This window comes from Rhizobium sp. CFBP 8762 (assembly GCF_014841565.1).
In the GTDB taxonomy this organism is placed as follows: Bacteria; Pseudomonadota; Alphaproteobacteria; order Rhizobiales; family Rhizobiaceae; genus CFBP-8762.
The window spans coordinates 119,975-139,132 of record NZ_JACYUD010000003.1 but is presented as its reverse complement, the minus strand read 5'-3'; the positions used below and the strand labels follow the sequence as shown (position 1 = coordinate 139,132).

Annotated in this window: 20 protein-coding genes; 5 read left to right on the top strand and 15 right to left on the bottom strand. The window is 56.9% G+C overall.

Features of this window, described 5'->3' with window-relative positions; all coding sequences use genetic code 11:
• Nucleotides 1-58: 58 nt before the first annotated feature.
• The 4 genes from IFT84_RS09210 to purC all read right to left on the bottom strand — a co-directional run bounded on the left by IFT84_RS09210 (nt 59) and on the right by purC (nt 2,289).
• The gene (locus IFT84_RS09210; protein WP_192118594.1) at nt 59-463 is read right to left on the bottom strand and encodes a hypothetical protein; all 405 of its coding nucleotides are present in this window, start codon (nt 461-463) and stop codon (nt 59-61) included.
• 50 nt (nt 464-513) lie between these two features.
• Entirely contained in the window at nt 514-1,185 is a 672-nt protein-coding gene (purQ, locus tag IFT84_RS09205) for a phosphoribosylformylglycinamidine synthase subunit PurQ (protein ID WP_192118592.1), read from the bottom strand.
• A 27-nt stretch (nt 1,186-1,212) separates the two neighbouring features.
• The gene (gene purS, locus IFT84_RS09200; RefSeq protein ID WP_192118590.1) at nt 1,213-1,455 is read right to left on the bottom strand and encodes a phosphoribosylformylglycinamidine synthase subunit PurS; all 243 of its coding nucleotides are present in this window, start codon (nt 1,453-1,455) and stop codon (nt 1,213-1,215) included.
• A 69-nt stretch (nt 1,456-1,524) separates the two neighbouring features.
• Nucleotides 1,525-2,289 carry a phosphoribosylaminoimidazolesuccinocarboxamide synthase gene (gene purC / locus IFT84_RS09195; protein WP_192118588.1) on the bottom strand — a complete coding sequence of 255 codons (765 nt, stop codon included), beginning with the start codon at nt 2,287-2,289 and terminating at the stop codon, nt 1,525-1,527.
• A 213-nt stretch (nt 2,290-2,502) separates the two neighbouring features.
• On the opposite strand from purC, the gene IFT84_RS09190 reads away from it, so the two are divergent.
• On the top strand, nt 2,503-2,817 hold the full coding sequence (locus tag IFT84_RS09190; RefSeq protein WP_192118587.1) for a DUF1476 domain-containing protein: 315 nt from the start codon (nt 2,503-2,505) through the stop codon (nt 2,815-2,817).
• A 41-nt stretch (nt 2,818-2,858) separates the two neighbouring features.
• Here the strand turns inward: IFT84_RS09190 and IFT84_RS09185 are convergent, their stop codons facing one another.
• The 6 genes from IFT84_RS09185 to IFT84_RS09160 form a co-directional block, all read right to left on the bottom strand.
• A complete protein-coding gene (locus tag IFT84_RS09185; protein WP_192118585.1) occupies nt 2,859-3,419 on the bottom strand; it encodes an RBBP9/YdeN family alpha/beta hydrolase in 561 nt (186 codons plus the stop codon).
• A 62-nt stretch (nt 3,420-3,481) separates the two neighbouring features.
• Nucleotides 3,482-3,802, bottom strand: a complete 321-nt coding sequence (locus tag IFT84_RS09180; protein WP_192118583.1) for a PilZ domain-containing protein — start codon at nt 3,800-3,802, stop codon at nt 3,482-3,484.
• 118 nt (nt 3,803-3,920) lie between these two features.
• Entirely contained in the window at nt 3,921-5,222 is a 1,302-nt protein-coding gene (gene purB / locus IFT84_RS09175; protein ID WP_192118581.1) for an adenylosuccinate lyase, read from the bottom strand.
• A gap of 81 nt (nt 5,223-5,303) precedes the next feature.
• On the bottom strand, nt 5,304-5,978 hold the full coding sequence (rpe, locus tag IFT84_RS09170; RefSeq protein WP_192118578.1) for a ribulose-phosphate 3-epimerase: 675 nt from the start codon (nt 5,976-5,978) through the stop codon (nt 5,304-5,306).
• A gap of 59 nt (nt 5,979-6,037) precedes the next feature.
• Nucleotides 6,038-7,045 (bottom strand): P1 family peptidase, encoded by a 1,008-nt coding sequence (locus tag IFT84_RS09165; protein WP_192119132.1) that lies wholly within the window; start codon nt 7,043-7,045, stop codon nt 6,038-6,040.
• A complete protein-coding gene (locus tag IFT84_RS09160) occupies nt 7,045-8,124 on the bottom strand; it encodes an ABC transporter substrate-binding protein (protein WP_192118576.1) in 1,080 nt (359 codons plus the stop codon). Before IFT84_RS09160 ends, IFT84_RS09165 begins: the two co-directional genes overlap by 1 nt.
• Before the next feature lie 190 nt (nt 8,125-8,314).
• Here IFT84_RS09160 and IFT84_RS09155 point away from each other — a divergent pair, with 190 nt between their 5' ends.
• Together IFT84_RS09155 and IFT84_RS09150 are read left to right on the top strand one after the other, a co-directional pair.
• Nucleotides 8,315-8,764: a flavin reductase family protein gene (locus tag IFT84_RS09155; protein WP_192118574.1), complete on the top strand. Its 450-nt coding sequence runs from the start codon at nt 8,315-8,317 to the stop codon at nt 8,762-8,764.
• On the top strand, nt 8,761-9,390 hold the full coding sequence (locus IFT84_RS09150) for a nucleotidyltransferase family protein (protein ID WP_192118573.1): 630 nt from the start codon (nt 8,761-8,763) through the stop codon (nt 9,388-9,390). Before IFT84_RS09155 ends, IFT84_RS09150 begins: the two co-directional genes overlap by 4 nt.
• A gap of 45 nt (nt 9,391-9,435) precedes the next feature.
• On the opposite strand, the gene IFT84_RS09145 is transcribed toward IFT84_RS09150, so the two are convergent.
• The 4 genes from IFT84_RS09145 to IFT84_RS09135 all read right to left on the bottom strand — a co-directional run bounded on the left by IFT84_RS09145 (nt 9,436) and on the right by IFT84_RS09135 (nt 12,993).
• The gene (locus IFT84_RS09145; RefSeq protein ID WP_192118572.1) at nt 9,436-10,965 is read right to left on the bottom strand and encodes a DEAD/DEAH box helicase; all 1,530 of its coding nucleotides are present in this window, start codon (nt 10,963-10,965) and stop codon (nt 9,436-9,438) included.
• A 155-nt stretch (nt 10,966-11,120) separates the two neighbouring features.
• Nucleotides 11,121-12,362 carry a peptidoglycan DD-metalloendopeptidase family protein gene (locus IFT84_RS09140; protein WP_192118571.1) on the bottom strand — a complete coding sequence of 414 codons (1,242 nt, stop codon included), beginning with the start codon at nt 12,360-12,362 and terminating at the stop codon, nt 11,121-11,123.
• A 35-nt stretch (nt 12,363-12,397) separates the two neighbouring features.
• Nucleotides 12,398-12,505: a hypothetical protein gene (locus tag IFT84_RS21755; protein ID WP_446737585.1), complete on the bottom strand. Its 108-nt coding sequence runs from the start codon at nt 12,503-12,505 to the stop codon at nt 12,398-12,400.
• A gap of 8 nt (nt 12,506-12,513) precedes the next feature.
• Complete coding sequence (locus tag IFT84_RS09135) at nt 12,514-12,993, bottom strand: peroxiredoxin (protein WP_192118570.1); 480 nt, start codon at nt 12,991-12,993, stop codon at nt 12,514-12,516.
• A 137-nt stretch (nt 12,994-13,130) separates the two neighbouring features.
• On the opposite strand from IFT84_RS09135, the gene IFT84_RS09130 reads away from it, so the two are divergent.
• On the top strand, nt 13,131-16,532 hold the full coding sequence (locus IFT84_RS09130) for a YhdP family protein (protein ID WP_192118569.1): 3,402 nt from the start codon (nt 13,131-13,133) through the stop codon (nt 16,530-16,532).
• A gap of 106 nt (nt 16,533-16,638) precedes the next feature.
• Here the strand turns inward: IFT84_RS09130 and tyrS are convergent, their stop codons facing one another.
• On the bottom strand, nt 16,639-17,892 hold the full coding sequence (tyrS, locus tag IFT84_RS09125) for a tyrosine--tRNA ligase (protein WP_192118568.1): 1,254 nt from the start codon (nt 17,890-17,892) through the stop codon (nt 16,639-16,641).
• A gap of 98 nt (nt 17,893-17,990) precedes the next feature.
• Between tyrS and IFT84_RS09120 the strand changes: the two genes are divergently transcribed.
• Nucleotides 17,991-19,148: an anhydro-N-acetylmuramic acid kinase gene (locus IFT84_RS09120; RefSeq protein WP_192118566.1), complete on the top strand. Its 1,158-nt coding sequence runs from the start codon at nt 17,991-17,993 to the stop codon at nt 19,146-19,148.
• Nucleotides 19,149-19,158 lie beyond the last annotated feature (10 nt).

Here is a 19,158-nt window from a genome sequence, read left to right as displayed (position 1 = left end):
CGCGGGCGCGACAGGAAAATTGAATATGCCGTCGCTTTGCGAGCGGTGCACCACGCAATCAGCAGCCTTTGGCGCCCGCAGCCCAGCGATTGACATCGGCAGACATGCGCGCGCCATTCGGACCGGACAGAAGTGGACCGAAAGCGGCCAGTTGTGCCGGGCTTCCTTCTGCTTGAACCACGGCCAGCGGACGCGATTCGGGTGAGTTGCGATGGACGATCAAGATGCGAGGGCGGCCGGAGAAGGAATTCAGTTCGGGTGCGAGACGATAGTTGCGGAAAGCCGGATCACCGGACTTGAACCAGCAGGCATTGGCTGAAAGCGCAACACGCTCCATGGTGGCAAGTGGCGCGCGACTAACGACAACTGGCGGAGCAACTGGCGCGCGGCGGGACTGGCAGGACGCGAGCGTTGCTGCGCAGGCGCAGAGCGCGAGCAAGGAGAGGGTGGAGAAAGGGCGCATGCAAAACCTCGTGGGTCGAAAAAACATGCGCCCTTCTACCGTCCAACTGGTTAAGCGGCGATTACGTCCAATGCAGAAGCAAACAATGCGCGGCCATCCGAGCCGCCATGTGCCGCTTCAATCAGATTTTCAGGATGTGGCATCATACCCAGCACATTGCCGCGTTCGTTGATGACACCAGCGATATCGTTCAGCGAGCCGTTCGGATTGGTGCCTTCGGCGTAGCGGAAAACAACCTGCTGCTGATCCTCGATGCGCTTCAAAGTCTCCGCATCGGCAAAATAGTTGCCGTCATGGTGTGCAATGGGGCAGCGAATGATCTGGCCTTTCGCATAGGCACCGGTGAAGGCGGTGGAGGCGTTGGTGACCTCCAGCTTGATTTCCTTACACACAAATTTCAGGGAGGAATTACGCATCAACGCGCCGGGCAGAAGACCAGCCTCCAGCAGAATCTGAAATCCATTGCAAACGCCCAGAACCCTGACGCCCGCTTCGGCCTTCGCCTTGATGGCTTGCATGACCGGCATGCGGGCAGCAATCGCCCCGCAACGAAGGTAATCCCCGTAGGAAAAACCGCCGGGAATAACGATCAGATCGACGTCCGGGAGTTCGGTCTCGGTTTGCCAAACGACCTTTGGTGCATGACCGGAAATTTTGGTTAGCGCCGTGATCATGTCACGGTCACGGTTCAAACCGGGAAGCTGAACGACAGCGGATTTCATGATGGCACTAACCTTTCGAACTGCGAGTTACAGCAGGGAAATCGCGTAGTTTTCGATAACCGTATTGGCGAGCAACTTCTCGCACATCGCCTTCAAATCAGCTTCTGCCTTGGTCCGGTCGCTACCCTCGACTTCCAGATCAAAGACCTTGCCTTGGCGAACCTGACCGACACCTTCGAAGCCGAGGCTGCCAAGCGCGCCTTCAATTGCCTTGCCTTGCGGGTCGAGAACGCCGTTTTTAAGCGTGACTGTCACACGTGCCTTGATCACGATCGCATATTCCTTGGTATCTTGATGAATGCAACCCCGACCGATGCGCACCGGACGGGGCCTGTCGATTTACTTGACGAGAACAGGGCCGGAGCCGCGTGGCGGCTCGTTTTCGTTGATAATGCCGAGGCGACGGGCCACTTCCTGATAGGCTTCAACCAATCCGCCGAGGTCACGGCGGAAGCGGTCCTTGTCCATCTTTTCCTTGGTTTCAACATCCCAAAGGCGGCAGCTATCGGGCGAAATTTCGTCCGCCAGAATAATGCGCATCATATCGCCTTCGAACAGGCGACCGCATTCGATCTTGAAATCGACGAGCTGGATGCCGACGCCGAGGAAGAGACCAGACAGGAAGTCGTTGATACGGATGGCTAGCGCCATGATATCGTCAAGTTCCTGCGGGCTGGCCCATCCGAAGGCCGTGATGTGCTCTTCGGAAACCATCGGGTCGTCCAGAGCATCCGCCTTATAATAGAACTCGATGATGGAACGCGGCAGGACGACGCCTTCCTCGATGCCCAGGCGCTTGGCCAGCGACCCAGCGGCCACATTGCGCACCACGATCTCAAGCGGGATGATTTCCACTTCCTTGATCAGTTGCTCGCGCATGTTCAGGCGACGGATGAAGTGCGTCGGAATTCCAATCTTGTTCAGATGGGTGAATATGTATTCCGAAATCCGGTTGTTGAGCACACCCTTGCCGTCGATAACTTCGTGCTTCTTCGCGTTGAAGGCAGTGGCGTCATCTTTGAAAAACTGGATCAGCGTGCCCGGCTCAGGACCTTCGTAAAGGATCTTGGCCTTGCCTTCGTAGATACGGCGGCGACGGTTCATGTAATCTGTCTCTGTGGTTGGCGCGCTGTGAGACGCGCAATTGAAGTTCGTCTGTTGCGGTCCTTATCTGAAAACGTGCTGTTTCACAATCGGGCATGGACACTCAGTGATGGTTTCCACGGAGAAGATGTCACAAACTTCGCGTTGCACTTTTATGCGGCATTTGGTTTATGATGCAGACCGAAAGCGTTCGTACAAGCAATGGAGACAAATATGGCCGGGATGCAGGACCGCGAAAAAGCATTTGAAAACAAGTTTGCGCTTGATCAGGAACTGAAATTCAAGGCTGAAGCGCGCCGCAACAAGCTCTTAGGCTTGTGGGCTGCCGGTTTGATGGGCCGGGACGACGCCGATGCCTACGCCCGCGAGGTTGTAGCTTCCGACTTTGAAGAGGCGGGCGACGAGGACGTGTTCCGCAAGGTGCGTGCTGATCTGGATGCTGCCAACGTTGCCCAGACGGACGAACAGATCCGTGCCAAGATGCTGGAACTGCTGGCGGAAGCCGTTACGCAAATCCAGAGCGCGTAAATTTACATACATGAAAAAGGCCGCCCCACCGGGCGGCTTTTTTATGGAGCTTTCAACCGGCTGAGAAACTGTGCAAACACCATCGTGCCCTCTGGCCATGGGCCGTGGCCGGATTCAGCATTGATATGTCCCGATTCGCCAGCATCCACCAGCATGGAACCCCAGGCATTGGCGATATCATCCGCATGTTCATAGGTGCTAAACGGGTCGTTGCGGCTGGCAACCATCAAGGACGGAAACGGAAGCGGATCACGCGGATACGGTCCGAACGTCATGAGATGTTTGGGGCGGATCTTTTCGTTGGCCACGTCCGGCGGTGCGACCAAAAACGCGCCCGCAACCTTGCTCGTATCAAAGTGTGGCAGGGCCTGCACAACCGTTGAAACGCCAAGGGAGTGTGCCACGATAACAACAGGTTTCGTCGCAGCATTAATCTCTTCGACCAGCCGCGCAACCCAGTCTTCGCGCACAGGTTTGGCCCACTCGGCCTGCTCCACGCGCCTGGCGGAAGCCAACCGTGATTGCCAGCGTGTTTGCCAATGGTCCGGTCCCGAATTTGTGTAACCCGGGACAATCAAAATTTCGGTCTCAGATGCTTTCATGGCGCGATATGTGTTGATCGCCGCGGCTCAAGTCAAGCGCCAAGCGAGAAATGTAAACAGGTTCAAGGCGTGCCGGTGCCATTGAAAAATTTGAAGTATGACGCGATTTGCGCCGCCGTATTGGTGGACAGCTTGAGCCGGATGCCAATTTTATCGCCACGGGACCATTGGATCATACCCGTGAGATGACCCAGTTCTTCGCTCTCCAGCGTGATGGGCTGGCCTTCCTTTGCGTTGATATCAAAGTAAAGCTGAAAGCACATGCCGGTTGCGGACAAATCCAGCACGGTTCCACGGCTTTCGCCACCTTGGCAGCGCGCAAGCGCCGTAAATTTGGTTTTCGTACGCTCGGCTGAGCGCCGAACAAGATTGTTTTGAAGCATGGTGCACCCCCTGGTAACCGCATCGCGCAAACTATCGCATAAGAAGGTGTACTATTTACTAATGCATCTGTCGCTGAAAAGCAATTGGAGGCTTGGTTGAGCCAAGCCTCCGGACAGTTTACTCGAAGACGCGATTGAAGATCGTGTCCACATGCTTGGTATGATAGGCAAGATCGAACTTTTCGCGAATGTCATGTTCTGACAAGGCAGCGCGGACTTCGTCATCGGCCAGCAGTTCTTCCAGAAAATCCTTGCCTTGTTCCCAGACCTTCATAGCGTTGCGCTGTACAAGACGGTAGGAGTCCTCGCGGGAAACACCCGCTTGAGTCAGCGCCAGAAGCACACGCTGTGAATGAACAAGCCCACGGAACTTGTTGAGATTGTTCATCATATTGTCTGGATATACCAGCAGCTTGTCGATCACGTTCGTCAGGCGGGCCAGTGCGAAATCCAGCGTTATCGTAGCATCGGGGCCGATCATGCGCTCAACCGACGAGTGCGATATATCACGCTCATGCCAGAGGGCTACGTTCTCCATGGCAGGCATTGCAAAAGCGCGGACCATGCGGGCAAGGCCGGTCAGGTTTTCTGTCAGCACCGGGTTTCGCTTGTGCGGCATGGCCGATGAGCCTTTCTGGCCCGGCGAGAAATATTCCTCAGCCTCCAGAACTTCGGTCCGCTGCAAGTGACGAATTTCGGTGGCCAGACGTTCAATAGAAGACGCAATTACGCCGAGTGTCGCAAAATACATGGCATGACGATCCCGCGGGATCACCTGAGTCGAGACCGGCTCCGGCTTTAGGCCCAAAGCTGCGGCCACATGCTCTTCAACACGCGGATCGATATTAGCGAAGGTGCCCACAGCGCCGGAAATGGCGCAGGTCGCAATTTCCTCGCGTGCTGCGATCAGACGCGCACGGCAACGCTCAAATTCCGCATAGGCCAAAGCCAGCTTGATACCGAACGTGATCGGTTCTGCGTGAATGCCGTGGCTGCGGCCAATAGTTATTGTATCCTTGTGCTCGAATGCGCGCCGTTTCAGCGCGTCGAGCAGCCTATCCAGATCGGCCAGCAACAGGTCCGATGCGCGAACGAGCTGTACGTTGAAGCAGGTGTCCAGTACGTCCGACGATGTCATGCCCTGATGGACGAAACGTGCGTCCGGGCCGACGATTTCTGACAGGTGCGTGAGGAAGGCGATGACGTCATGCTTCGTAACCGCTTCGATCTCGTCAATCCGGGCGACATCGAAGGTAGCAGCATTGCCTTTTTCCCAGATCGTGGCTGCGGCCGATTTCGGAATAACGCCGATCTCGGCGAGCGCGTCACAGGCATGGGCCTCGATTTCGAACCAGATTCTGAACTTCGTTTCCGGGGACCAGATATCGACCATTTCCGGCCGGGAATAACGAGGGATCATGGGCTTTCAGCTTTCTTAAACGGTAGGCGGGATGGATGCAGTTGCTCTAACGGATCGTGCCGGGCTTCTCAATGCACAATTTCATTGGGTGGCTTGCGCCGGCTCACGTATCGCCTGAATGGCAGAACGGTAGGCATCGACAGAGCCACCCTTGAAGACGGCGGACCCAGCAACGAAGACGTTGGCTCCGGCCCGGGCTGCCATTGCGGATGTGTTCGCTGAAATGCCGCCATCCACTTCCAGCTCGATGGGCCGGTCGCCGATCATCGCCTTGACGCGGGAAATCTTGTCAAGCATCGCCGGAATGAATGCCTGTCCGCCGAAACCGGGGTTGACGGTCATGATCAGGATGAGATCGAGTTGATCCAGCAGATACTCGATCATGCTTTCCGGTGTGCCGGGATTGATGGAAATGCCAGCCCGTTTGCCGTGCGATTTGATGGACTGAAGCGAGCGGTGCGTGTGTTTGCCGGCTTCTGCGTGAATGGTGATGATATCGCAACCGGCTTTGGCGAAGGCTTCAATATAGGGATCAGCCGGGGCAACCATCATGTGGCAGTCAAAGATGGCGGTGGTGTAGGGGCGAAGGGATTTGACGACATCTGGCCCAAACGAAATATTCGGGACAAAATGCCCGTCCATGATGTCGAGATGAATCCAGTCGGCTCCAGCTTCCGTCACGTCGCGCACCTCCTGTCCGAGATTCGCGAAGTCTGCTGCCAGAATGGATGGTGCAATGCGGATCGGAAGGCTCATGTCTTACTCCAGAATGATCGTAAAGTGCCCTTATCACCGCTGACTGCGGTGAACAATATTCAAACCGGGCCTGCCCAAGCCGCAAGCACGTCATTCTCGTGGACGGATGCTTCATACACCCCGCGCGCAATGGCGCGTGCCATGGTGGACGCCGCCGCAGCGCTGATCTCGACGAAGTCGGTGATATCGGGCACAATGCCGCTGGTGCCGGTGGCAAGCGCGAAGATGAGGTCGCCGTCCAGCGGCGTGTGAGATGGCCAGAGCGCCCGTGCAAAGCCGTCATGGGCTGAAACCGCGAGTCGCTTTGCCTGTGCCTTGGTAAGCACCGCGTCCGTTGCAATTACGCCAATGGTCGTGTTGCCTGCGGGCGAAGGGGCACTGGCAGATTTGATCCGTAACTGCCGGGCCGAGTCCGGAAATGGCCATGGTGTGCCGAACCCACCAAACTCGGTGCCTTCCTCGAAGGGTGCTGCCCAGAAATGGCGTGTGTCGCCAATCGTGGCTGAGCCCAAGGCATTGACGGCCACAAGGGCGCCGATGGTCATGCCGCTGGACAACCGGATGGATGCCGACCCCAGCCCGCCTTTGAAAGTAGCGGTCAGCGCTCCCGTACCAGCACCCACGCTGCCAAGATCGAAGGACCTGTCTGCAGTTTCCGTGGCGTCATAGCCTAGATGGCGGTAGGGCGGGTAACGCCCCCAGTTCTTATCCCCACCGTTGAGCAGATCAAACAGGATGGCGGCGGGAACGATGGGCACCGTTACAGGACCGACAGGAAACCCGCGACCGGCCTGGCGCAGCGCTGCCTGTACGCCGGATGCAGCATCCAACCCATAGGCCGATCCGCCGGAAAGCACCACTGCATCGACCGTCTCCACCGTATTGTGTGGTTCCAGCAGATCCGTCTCGCGAGTGCCGGGTGCGCCTCCGAGGATCTGTACGCCCGCGACCGCAGGTTGCTCACACAGAACGACGGTGACGCCGGATTTCAGATCATGATCCTGCGCATTGCCGACGAGAATACCCGGAACATCTGTAATCAGATTGCGAGGTCCGGGTTTTGCAATCATTGCGTTGCGTCCGCCTCTCGGAACCGTCCGGCCCGCCATTCCAGCAGGCGATACGGATTTTGAACAAGGGCCTGCCGGTCGGTAAATTGAAGTGGGCCCATCGCCGTTTCAAACGGTCCGCGCAAAAGGGAGGCCATAAGGCTGGGCGAGTCAGTTGCGGAAGCGGCCGCCGCCGCACGAACGAGATCGACGGCAGCATAGGCTGGCAGAACATATCCTTCGGCGACAATGGCGCTTTGCGCCATTTTTTCCACGACCGCCTTGCCGGTGCCGGATTGCGCGTCATCCGGCATTCCGATGGCCAGAATGCCATCGGGTAACGGCACCGACTGATCGGCGGCCAGCAGTGCTTCGCCGCCCAGAATTGTGAGACTGGTCTTTTCCGCCGCCGCGTCCCGCGCGATGATCGCAATATCGGACCGATCTCCGCCAACAACGATATGGTCTGCACCAGCTTTTTTCAGGCGTCGCACCAGCGCGAGTTGCTGGTCCTGACCGGGGCGATAGGTATCAACAAATGCTGGCCGAAACCCGGTTTCTTCCATGGCCGCACGAACGGCATCTACCAGTTCGCGGCCATGAAGTGTTCCATCGTCGACCAGCGCGACGGTTTCGCCAGCCCAGCGTTGGCTGACGACTTGAATGGCTTTGTCAGCTTCTGCCTTGGCTGCGGGCGCAAGTTGCAACAGCGGCCATTTGTTTTTCAGCACGTCCTCCATCAAAATGCCGGAGCGGACGCTGAGTGTTATGGCTGGAATCTGTCGATCTGCCAGCACCGGCAAAGCGACTGTCAGGCTCTCGGTGCAGAGAAAGCCGATGGCGGCAACTACATCGGCACTGGCAAGCGCCGGTCCGAGATCCGCGCCGCCTTCGGTCTCGCAGGATTCTGCAAGCGGCACAATTTCGATTCCACGCGCGTCAGCGTCAAAGGACGCACCGGCCATTACCTGCTGTCCGAGAATAGCCAGTGGTCCGGAGGCCGGCGCAACAACGGCAATCCTGATGGTATCAGCCATCGCCTGGCTTGCAGCAAGCAATCCAGCCAATACGATAAGGTGTGCGCAAAAGCGTGCCATTGTGTCTGCCTGTCGATCCTGATCGCCTGTCTTAAAACGGCACAGCCACAACGCAAAGCGCAAAGTTGCGGATAATACCGGCCAATCCGGGTTTAAAATTACGCGTATACACTTATGTTGCCAGTATCAAACCTGAAACGAGGCCGCCTTGGACACGCAACTATCGGACCCGGTTCTATACCGAAATGCCATGAGCCATCTGGCAGGTCATGTGCAGATCGTGACGACTGAACATGAGGGGGAGCGCCGGGGCGTTACCATCACCGCAGCCTGTTCGGTATCCGATAATCCCGCAACCTTGCTTGTGTGCCTGAATGCAGGCAATGCGCGCAATGCCCTGTTTCAGCAGAGTGGCAAGTTTGCCCTGAACACCCTTGGCGCTCATCACGAGCATCTGGCCAATGCCTTTTCCGGTCGCGACGGTTTATCGAACGATGCACGTTTTGCGACAGCAGCCTGGGTAACCGGCGCAACCGGCGCACCGATTCTCGACGATGCCATTACCAGCTTTGATTGTCGCATCACCGACATCAAGCTGGTAGCCACGCATATGATACTCATCGGTCAGGTCTGCGATATCCGGGTTGCAGATCGGAAATCGGCGCTTATCTATCTGGATCGGCATTACCGAACGCTATGACCGCGACCCGTGTTGCCATCATCCTACTGGCGGCAGGTCGTTCTAGCCGAATGGGGCAGCGCCCAACCAACAAGGTGCTGGAACTGTTTGATGGCAAGCCGTTGGTGCAGCATCTTGCTGAATGTGCCGTTCGATCAAAAGGCTCCGATGTGGTTGTCGTGACGGGTGAGCACCATGATGCGATCACGACCGCGCTCGGCGACCTGTCTTTGTCTGTTATCCGCAACGATTGGTTTCAGACGGGAATGGCATCTTCGATCAAAACCGGTCTTGCAAGCGTCGCGACCCATTCTGACGGCGTTCTTGTCATGTTGGGGGATATGCCGCTGGTCACCACACGCCATCTTGATAGCCTGATTGACGCGTTCACTCAGCATCAAGGTCCTGTGATCGTACGCGCAGTGGCAGGTAGCAACCCCGGCAATCCGGTGATCCTGCCCGCTGAACTTTACCCACGTCTGGCGGACCTAAAGGGCGATACCGGCGCGCGAAAGCTGCTTGCGAGCAGCGACATTCCCATTACCGATCTGGAAATTGGTGATGCGGCGTTGATCGACATCGATACGCCGGAAGCGCTTGCGAGCGCTAAAGACCTGTTTAAGAAACAGGTCTCAAACGCACAATAAAAACGGAGCACCAAGGCCCCGTTCTGATTGCATTAATGTGGCAACTTAGTACTTGCCAGCCACCAGCATGAAAGCCGGAATATCATCGCCAAAACCGACAGGTGTCGGGCCATCATCCTGGTCGCGGCGGTAGCGGTTGCGACGATCATCATTGGCCGGGTAGGGCGACTGGCGATTGTTGCGTGACGGCGATACATCGTCGCGGAAATCGCGCGCGGCTTTGGGTTGCTCAGTCCTTGCGGTGCGTTCTGTTCTCACGGGCTCTGCCTTTATTGCTACCGGTTCTGACGGGATCACAGTATCGGTGCTTATGATATCGGTTTTGTGACTGGATGATGGCCGACCCGTGCGGTCGCGATCACGCCCGCGTGTTCGTCCGCCTTCGCGCCGTCCATCCCTTCCGGTTTTGGCAGGCTCAAAGCTTTCCATCGGCGCGGGAAGCGCAGACAGATCGCCGTTCATCCATTCGATCTGCTTGTCGATCAGCTTTTCGATGGCTTCGGCAAACTTCTGGTCTTTTTTCGTGACCAGCGTGAACGCCGCACCTGCACGCCCCGCACGGCCTGTACGCCCGATGCGATGGACATAGTCTTCCGCGTGGATCGGCACATCGAAATTGAACACGTGGCTGACATCGGGAATATCGAGCCCGCGCGCCGCAACATCGGACGCGACCAGCAAGGTGATCTGATTGTTCTTGAAGCCCGCAAGCATCGCCGTGCGTGACGTCTGGTCCATATCGCCGTGGAGCGCACCGACGGAGAACCCATGCCGTTCCAGAGACCGGAAAAGGTCCGCAACGTCTTTTTTGCGATTGCAGAAAATAATTGCGTTCTTCAGGTCGTCCTGAGCACGGATGATATCGCGAAGCACAGCGCGCTTCTCATAATCCTTGCCGTGAGTCGCCACCAACAACTGCTTCACGGTGGTCGCTGTAGAAGAGCGTGTGGAGACTTCGATACGCTCGGGATTTTGCAGGAAGCGGTCCGCCAGTTTCTGAATTTCCGGCGGCATGGTTGCCGAGAAAAACAGCGTCTGGCGTGTGAAGGGGATCAGTTTCGCGATGCGCTCGATATCGGGGATAAAGCCCATGTCCAGCATACGGTCTGCTTCATCGATGACGAGGATTTCAACACCGGTCATCAGAAGTTTGCCGCGCTCGCAGTGGTCAAGCAGGCGGCCGGGGGTGCAGATCAACACGTCTGCGCCACGCTCCAGCTTGCGATCCTGCTCATCGAACGACACGCCGCCAATCAGCAGAGCGATGTTCAGCTTATGATTGCGACCGTATTTCTCAAAATTTTCTGCAACCTGCGCTGCCAGTTCGCGTGTTGGCTCAAGGATCAGCGTGCGGGGCATGCGCGCCCGAGCGCGGCCCTTTTCCAGCAGCGTCAACATCGGCAACACGAAGGAAGCAGTTTTTCCTGTGCCAGTCTGGGCGATGCCCAGAATATCCCGGCGTTGGAGAGCAGGCGGAATAGCGCCAGCCTGAATGGGTGTAGGCGTGGTGTATCCCGCGTCTGTGACAGCGGAAAGTACTTTTTGGCTCAGGCCAAGGTCAGCAAAAGTTGTCAAAGGGAAAACTATTTCCGTTCCGGTTCTAATGAACGCTGATGAATAAGCGGCGATCAGCCCGCTCGGTAAAGGCGCACATAATGCCCTTTTGTCGGAAAGTCAAGAAAACCGGTGTTTTGCTGCGTCGGGACGGTTCGTGGCACTGTTTTCAGCAATCAGTTCAGGTATTTTTGAATTTTCAAACCGGCGTTCAGGAATCGCATCGGATCTAGCGGCTCGCCGTATCGGCGGACTTCATAGTGCAGGTGCGGCCCGGTCGATCTGCCGGTATTACCGGAGTCTGCGATGGTTTGGCCCCGTTCAATAGTCTCGCCTTCTCGCACCCGCAGGCCAGACAAATGCGCGTAGCGGGTGGTGATACCATTCCCATGGTCCACCTCCACCATCAGGCCGTACCCACCATTATAGCCGGCAGACACGACTGTACCCGAACCTGTTGCGCGAATGTCGGTGCCGGGTGAAGCCCGGAAATCGATACCGGCGTGGAGCGCCAGCCGGCCTAGAAAAGGATCGGTCCGATTGCCGTAGGTGCTGGTAATTTCGCTTTCGGGAAGGGGGTTATCAAGGGGTGTTGCGTCTGCATAACGGCGAACCGTATCCATGACAGTCAGCGCCGCATCCAGTTGTGCAATGGATGTATCGAACGCGGACTGTGCAGTGCTCGTATCGGAGTTCAACTCCGGCTCGATAAATGGACCGCCGGTTGCTGGTCCCTCAAGGGAGGTGGTGATAGCTGGAAGCGGGACGCCAGTCCGTTTCAATGCCGCATGAATGTTGGTGGCGGTTTCCCGGACTTTGTCCGTCATCGCCTGCGCTTGCGCCAATTGGTCCTTTTCCACGGCGGACAGGGATGCTTTGACTTTCGTGGTGCCGTCTTTGGTATCAAGGGAGCGTTCGGTGCGCGGCTGTTCAGGCTGATAACCAAGCGCGGTAGGGATAGCGTTCTCGCTGCCGCGAAGCCCCATAACGGCCTCTATAGCCTGCGTGCTCGTTTGCGTCTTAACAGACCTGTCAGAATCGGGAACGCGGTTCTGTCGCAGTGTCAGCGCGGAGTGCTGCTCAAGCAATTGCTCGACTTTGTCCTCCACGTCCTGCTGGTCGATCAGTTGACGGCTGGCGATCTGATCGAGTTGTGTCCGCAGCGCGGCAATGCGGTTTTCATAATCATGCTGCATGCGGACCTGACGCGCCATTGTTGCGCCAATCAGATCATCCCGAAATACGAAATAAGCTGTGGCGATGAAGTACCCGGCAGTCAAAAGGCCAACGCAGGACAGTGCGGTGGCCGCCATCCATGGGCGGATGGTGATATGGCGGATGCGGCTGCCGCTTGCCAGAATCAGGACATGACGGGTCCGGGCCTGACCGAGTATCTCGCTGTGCGCACGAACTGACAAAATATGAACCCCGGCAATGCTTTAATCCAATCGCATTACACCGAGTTAAGGTTAACAAACCCTTGCGCTTCCCCAGAACTCACTAATCCACTGGTGTTGTCGCATTGTCCGGACGTGAAAACCACTCTGTTTTCACTGGAAATGCTTTAAATCAGGATGAAGCGGGCAGCGCTTTCACAGCCTCAAGCACTTCATTCGCGTGACCGGGTACTTTAACCTTGTCCCAGATGCGAGAAATTTTGCCTTCGGCATCAATCAGAACAGTTGTTCTTTCCACGCCCATATATTTTCGTCCATACATGCTTTTCTCTTTCCACACGCCATAGGCCTCCAGCGCGGATTTGTTTTCGTCAGCGGCCAGGGGAATGCTCAGGGCATGTTTGGCAACGAATTTATCATGGCTTTTTACAGGGTCTGGCGACATGCCGATAACAACGGCACCCGCAGCGGCAAAATCATCAGCCAGCGCAGAAAAAGCAACGGCCTCAGCCGTGCAGCCGCTGGTATCATCCTTGGGGTAAAAGAACAGCACGACCGGTTTGCCTATGAAACTTGACAGGCTTAGCGTGCCACCGCCATCGCGGGGAAGCGAAAAATCGGGAGCTTGTGATCCAACTGTTAATTCTGTCATAATCAACCTTTCTTCCGCCTGCTTTATAGGTCACTCAATTTCACTTCCCGTATATAGATGTGGCGTGAGTCGTCCAAGGAAATTACGGCGGAATGACGCACTCGGTTTTGCGAATACAGGAAGGCTGCGCCTGACGAATGAACGAAATACGAGGCGAAAAAGTAACGTTCGGCAAGCACGAAATCACCGAGCTTCACGATCTTCCATCAGCAAAGGCCGTCGATCCCATTATTGTTGACGCCCCCCGTCGGCGATCTTTGACACGCAAGTTTGTCAGTGGTCTGTTTGCAATCGCCTTATTTCTGTTTTTCATTGCAGGACTTTTAACCGCAGCGGTGGAAAGCGGGCTACTCGACAAGCCCCTGACCGAGCGTGCTGAACTGGCGCTGGATAATGCCGTCGGTGGCGCATATCACGCGGTGGTAGGCAGCACCTCCATTCGTTTCAACAGGGACATGCGGCTGGGTTTGCGCGCTAGCAACGTGACGCTGATGGAGCGCACAACTGGCAAGCCTCTCGCCACGACAGAAAGTGTGTCACTCGCATTCGATCCGCTGGCGTTGTTGCGCGGCCAGATCGCGGTTGCCAAGCTTGACGTGGATGGCGTGACGCTTGATCCCTCCTTGCTGCCGAAGGGCAATGCCATCGATCTTTCGGGCATCCGGGTCGATTCGGTCCCCATAGGATTGGAGGCCTTGTTTAAGCAGGTAGAGCGGATTTCCGATTTTATTGCGCGCAGCAAAACCGAATCCGTCAGCCTGTCGGATGTGAAGCTCAACATCCTCGGTGCCGGGCGGCGCACCGTGCCCATCGATATCGCGACCCTCGATTTTACACGCGCCCCGGATGGCACGCTGGCTATCGATGGTGATTTTTCCATCGATCATGTGCCGGCGACGCTTGACCTGAGTGCAACGCGTAACGGCACACAGATGGACACGCTGGAGGGCAAGCTCGGCCATTTTTCCATCACGCCGTTCAGTATGCGCCCGGGGATCGATAGCGCCCACGGTTTTGGTATTGCCAGCACAGCAGATCTGGATGTTGACGCGCGCCGCCAGACCGACACACAGGAAGCGGCTTTGTCGGTTAAGGCAAGTCTCGACAGAGGGACGTTTCGGGCGGACGATCTGGTTTCGGTTCTGGAACCGTCAGAGGTCAACCTCGCCTACAATTTCGAGGGCAAGCGGATTGTGGTGCAGCCATCGCGTTTGGCCATTTCGCAATCGTCATTTCCGTTTTCCGGCGCGATGATGGATCTGGACCGGGTCGCCAACATCACGCAGCAGGGTATTGCCTTCGATATGGTGTTTCGCGATGCGCGCTCTCAGCCCGGCGATGTGCCGGAGCCGCCGCTGGCATTCGATGCGAAGGTGACAGGGCGCTTTCTTCCTGACAGCAATGACATCATTTTCGATCAACTTGGCATTTCCAGCACCGTAGGGTCACTGGCAGGGTCTCTTTCCATCAAGCTGGGCAATACCTCGCCGCAGATTACCTTTGTCGCGTTGGCGGACCGCATGCAATCCAGTGCAGTCAAGCAACTCTGGCCTTTCTGGATGGCTAAGGGTGCGCGCCGCTGGGTCATCAACAATATCTTTGGCGGCACCATTACCGATGGGCGCATTGCCGTTGCCCTGCCGGAGGGACGGCTGGCCAAGCTTCCCGCGCCGCTGCTGTTGAATGAGCAGGAACTCAACATCCGGTTCAACATTGAAGGTGCCCGCATGAATGTAACCGGGCAGATACCGCCTTTGCGCGATACGTCCGGCGAGTTTACGCTGAAGGGTGAGCGGGTCGATGTGAAAATCAACAAGGGCAACGCCTACTTTCCATCTGGCCGTGCCGTTACTCTGGATGGCGGCGATTTTGCCCTGCCGCATGTTTACGACAGGCCGCTGATGGCCGAGATGAACATCCATATCGCGGGATCAGCCGATTCCGTCGCGGAGTTGACGACTTACAAGCCGATACAGGGCTTGCAGCACACACCGTTCCAGCCGGATGATTTTACTGGAAACGTAACGGCCGAAGTCGGTGCGCGGTTCGGCCTGATTGCCGACCAGATGCCACCGCCCCCGGACTGGCAAGTTGAAATGATTCTGGACGATGTCGCGTTGAAGAAAAAAATTGCCAACCGCAACATTACGGCGATTGGCGGTTCTCTGCGCATTGATCCTGAGAAGGCGGACATGAAGGCCACGGCCTCTGTCGATGGGGTTCCGTTGCAACTCGTTTTGGTGGAGCCGATCAAGCCGGACAGCAAGATACAGCGTGAACGCAGCATCAGCGGCAATCTCAGCGATGCCGAGCGCGATAAGCTGGTGCCCGGCCTGTCAGACGTCGTCAATGGTCCCGTCAGCATCGTTGTGGAAGGTCTGGAAAAGCCGGAACAGAAAGTCAGCGTGGATCTTACAAAAAGCGCTCTGTCGGTTCCGTGGATTGGATGGACGAAGGGAGCGGGCATCGCCGCGACAGCCGATTTCACCACCAGCTCGGCAGAGGGCGCGACAAAAATACGGTCGTTCGACTTGTCCGGCAAAGGGTTCGGTGCATCGGGCGATCTGGATATCGACAAGGCTGGCCTGGCCGGGGCGCGTTTCTCAAAGGTCAAACTGTCGTCCTCCGATAACTACGCCCTGACTTTGAAACGGCAAAAGGGTGGCTTTGACGTCAGCGTCAACGGCAGTGTTGCCGATATCAGGCCTGTGATCGCGCAGCTACGCAGTGGCTCCCCTGGCGGTAAAGCGAACGCAAACAGTTCATCCGCCTCAGCTACCGTTCGGGCAAAGCTCGATATGGTCACGGGGTTCAATGGCGAAGCCCTCTCCAACGTGGATCTGTTGTATTCCATGCGGGGCACGAAGATTTCCGCCGCACGGCTGGGTGCCGTTACGGGCAGTGGGCAGGCCGTTGTGGTGAAGCTGGCGGAGGGCGGGCAAAATGTGCTGGACCTGACCAGTGGCGATGCGGGCGCGCTGATCCGGTTTGCCGATGTCTACGGAAAAATGCAGGGCGGTCTCTTGAACATGCGGCTGAAGGCCGACGATTCGTCGACCTGGCGCGGCACAATTGATCTTCGCAAGTTTTCGCTGGTGGGTGAGGAGCGCCTGCAATCCATCGTATCAACGCCATCGGGAGAAGATGGCCGCAGCCTCAATCAAGCGGTCAAGCGCAAACTGGATGTCAGCGCGGTCACCTTTGACCGTGGGTTTGCGCAGGTCTTCGCCAGCGGTGGTGGTTTTCGAATTGAAAAAGGCGTGGTGCGCGGCGAAAATGTTGGCGCGACCTTCCAGGGCATCTTGCGCGATGCGCGCGGCAATATGGATATGACCGGAACATTTATGCCGGCCTATGGCCTGAACCGGCTGTTCGCCGAACTGCCGGTCATCGGCGTGATCCTCGGTAATGGTCGGGATCGCGGCCTGCTTGGGATTACGTTCAAGCTAACCGGGCGGTTTGAAAAACCGGCGCTGACGATCAATCCGTTGTCGATCATCGCGCCGGGAGTGTTTCGTTCTATCTTCGAGTTTCAGTAGAGCTTAGAGCATTTCCAGTGAAAACGGAGTCGTTTTCACGTCCGGACAATGCGACAAAATAAGTAATTAGAGCACTTTCGGTGAACACGTGTTCATCGGAAGTGCTCTAGATTGGACGCACGAGAACGTGCTTCTTCTTGCCCAGTGAAAGCTTCACTACGTCATCGCCTGTGACATTGGCAGTTGCGACGACAAGACGATCGTCGCTGACGGTCTTGTCGTTGACCTTGACCGCACCGCCCTTGATGTGGCGGCGGGCTTCTCCATTCGATTCGGCCAGACCTGCCCGCACGAACAGGGCGAGAATGCCGATGCCCGCTTCCAGTTCGGCCGTGGGAATGTCGATCGATGGCAGGTTTTCAGCCAGTGCGCCTTCCTCGAATGTCTTGCGGGCGGTTTCGGCGGCCTGATCGGCAGCGGTACGACCGTGCAGAAGCGCGGTCACCTCGGTGGCCAGTATCTTCTTTACGTCATTCAGCTCCGCGCCGCCGAGCTTGGACAGTCGGTCGATCTCGTCCATCGGCAGTGTGGTGTACAGTTTCAGGAATCGGATGACATCACCATCCTCGGTGTTGCGCCAGTACTGCCAGAAATCATAGGTAGGCAGCATGTCGCCGTTCAGCCAAACGGCACCGTTGGCGGACTTGCCCATCTTGGCACCTGACGCAGTGGTCAGCAGAGGGGAGGTCAGCGCGTAGAGTTGCGGTGTCCCCATGCGATGACCGAGATCGATGCCGTTGATGATATTTCCCCACTGATCCGAGCCGCCCATCTGCAAACGCACGCCGTAGCGCTTGTTCAGTTCCACATAGTCGTAGGCCTGCAGGATCATATAGTTGAATTCAAGGAAGGACAGGGACTGCTCGCGGTCCAGCCGCAGCTTGACGCTGTCAAACGCCAGCATCCGGTTGACGGAGAAATGACGACCGACATCGCGCAGGAATTCCAGATAGTTGATGGAGGTCAACCAGTCCGCATTGTTGATCATCAGCGCGTCTTGCGGGCCCTCGCCGTAGGACAGGTAATTGGAAAATACTGTCTTGATCGATGCGATATTGGCAGCAATCGTATCGACGGTCATCAGTTGCCGGGCTTCGTCCTTGAAGGACGGATCCCCCACCATGCCGGTGCCGCCGCCCATCAGCGAGATGGCGCGGTGGCCGGTCGCCTGAAACCAGTGCAGCATCATGATTTGAATGAGGGAGCCGACATGAAGGCTTGGCGCTGTCGGATCAAAGCCGATATAAGCCGTGACGGTTTCCTTCGACAGCAAGTCATCAAGGCCGGTTTCGTCGGATACTTGATGGATGAAGCCGCGCTCTTTAAGCGTGCGGAGAAAATCGGACTTGAATTCGGACATGATCTGTCTCTCTGGATCGGACGTGGTGATATAAATCGAAGCCGGGCGTTTAGCACTGTTTTTGCAAAAGTGCACCTCTCAGCAGGCAAGGACAGACAATGACGGACGTTAAAACTGCAATCGGCTTGATGAGCGGCACCAGCATGGATGGGATTGACGTCGCGCTGCTGCACACCGATGGTCGTGATGTGGTGGAGCGCGGTCCGTCCGCAAGCCTTCCATATGACAGCCGCTTTCGTGGTCGTCTAAAACGAGCCTTGACGATCGCAGCCGATCTATCGGATCGTACGGCACGCACGCCGGAGCTGGCTGATATCGAGCGTGAATTGACCTTGCTGCATATCATGGCGGTGCGGCAGTTTCTGGATACCCATTCCCTGCACGCGGAAACCATTGACCTCATCGGTTTCCATGGTCAGACGGTGTTGCACAGGCCAGATCAGGGCCTGACGATCCAGATTGGCGATGGTCATTTGCTGGCACGGGGAACGGGGATCGCTACCGTGTTCGATATGCGCGCAAATGATATGGCACATGGCGGGCAGGGCGCGCCTTTAATTCCGGCGTACCATCAGGCCCTTGCTCTTCGCCTTGCCGGCACTCATGGCGCTGACCCTCCGGTGGCGCTGGTCAACATCGGTGGTATCTCCAATATGACATGTGTTGGGGACGCAGGCGAATTGACGGCCTTCGATAGCGGTCCTGGCAATACCTTGATTGACCAATGGGTGGAGGCCCATACGGGTGCCGCATACGACGCCAATGGTGATATTGCTTCCAAGGGCCAGATCGACAATGCGCTGGCCAAACACTATCTCGCTCACCCGTTCTTTACCGCCAACGTCAGGCGCTCGCTGGATAGAAATGATTTTCGCCCGCCAGCAAAAGGTGATGTTTCGCTTGAAGATGGTGCACGCACTTTGGCTTACGTGACAGCGTCCGCCATTGTTACGCTCGCCGCACATCTGCCGCAGTCGCCCAGAACATTTATCATTTCGGGCGGTGGTCGGCTGAATCGCGTCATCATGCAGGATTTGGCTCAGCTTGCAGCGGCGAGTGGTGCGAAGGTCATTGCCGCCGACGAGGCAGGACTGGATGGCGATGCCATGGAAGCGGAGGCCTGGGCCTATCTGGCAGTCCGCTCCGTCAAAGGTCTGCCCCTGACCTTTTCGGGAACGACCGGGGTTTCAACCCCGGTCACGGGTGGTGTGCTTGTAAAGCCAAATTCCCTGTCTTGTCGCATTGTCCAGACGTGAAAGCCTAGTT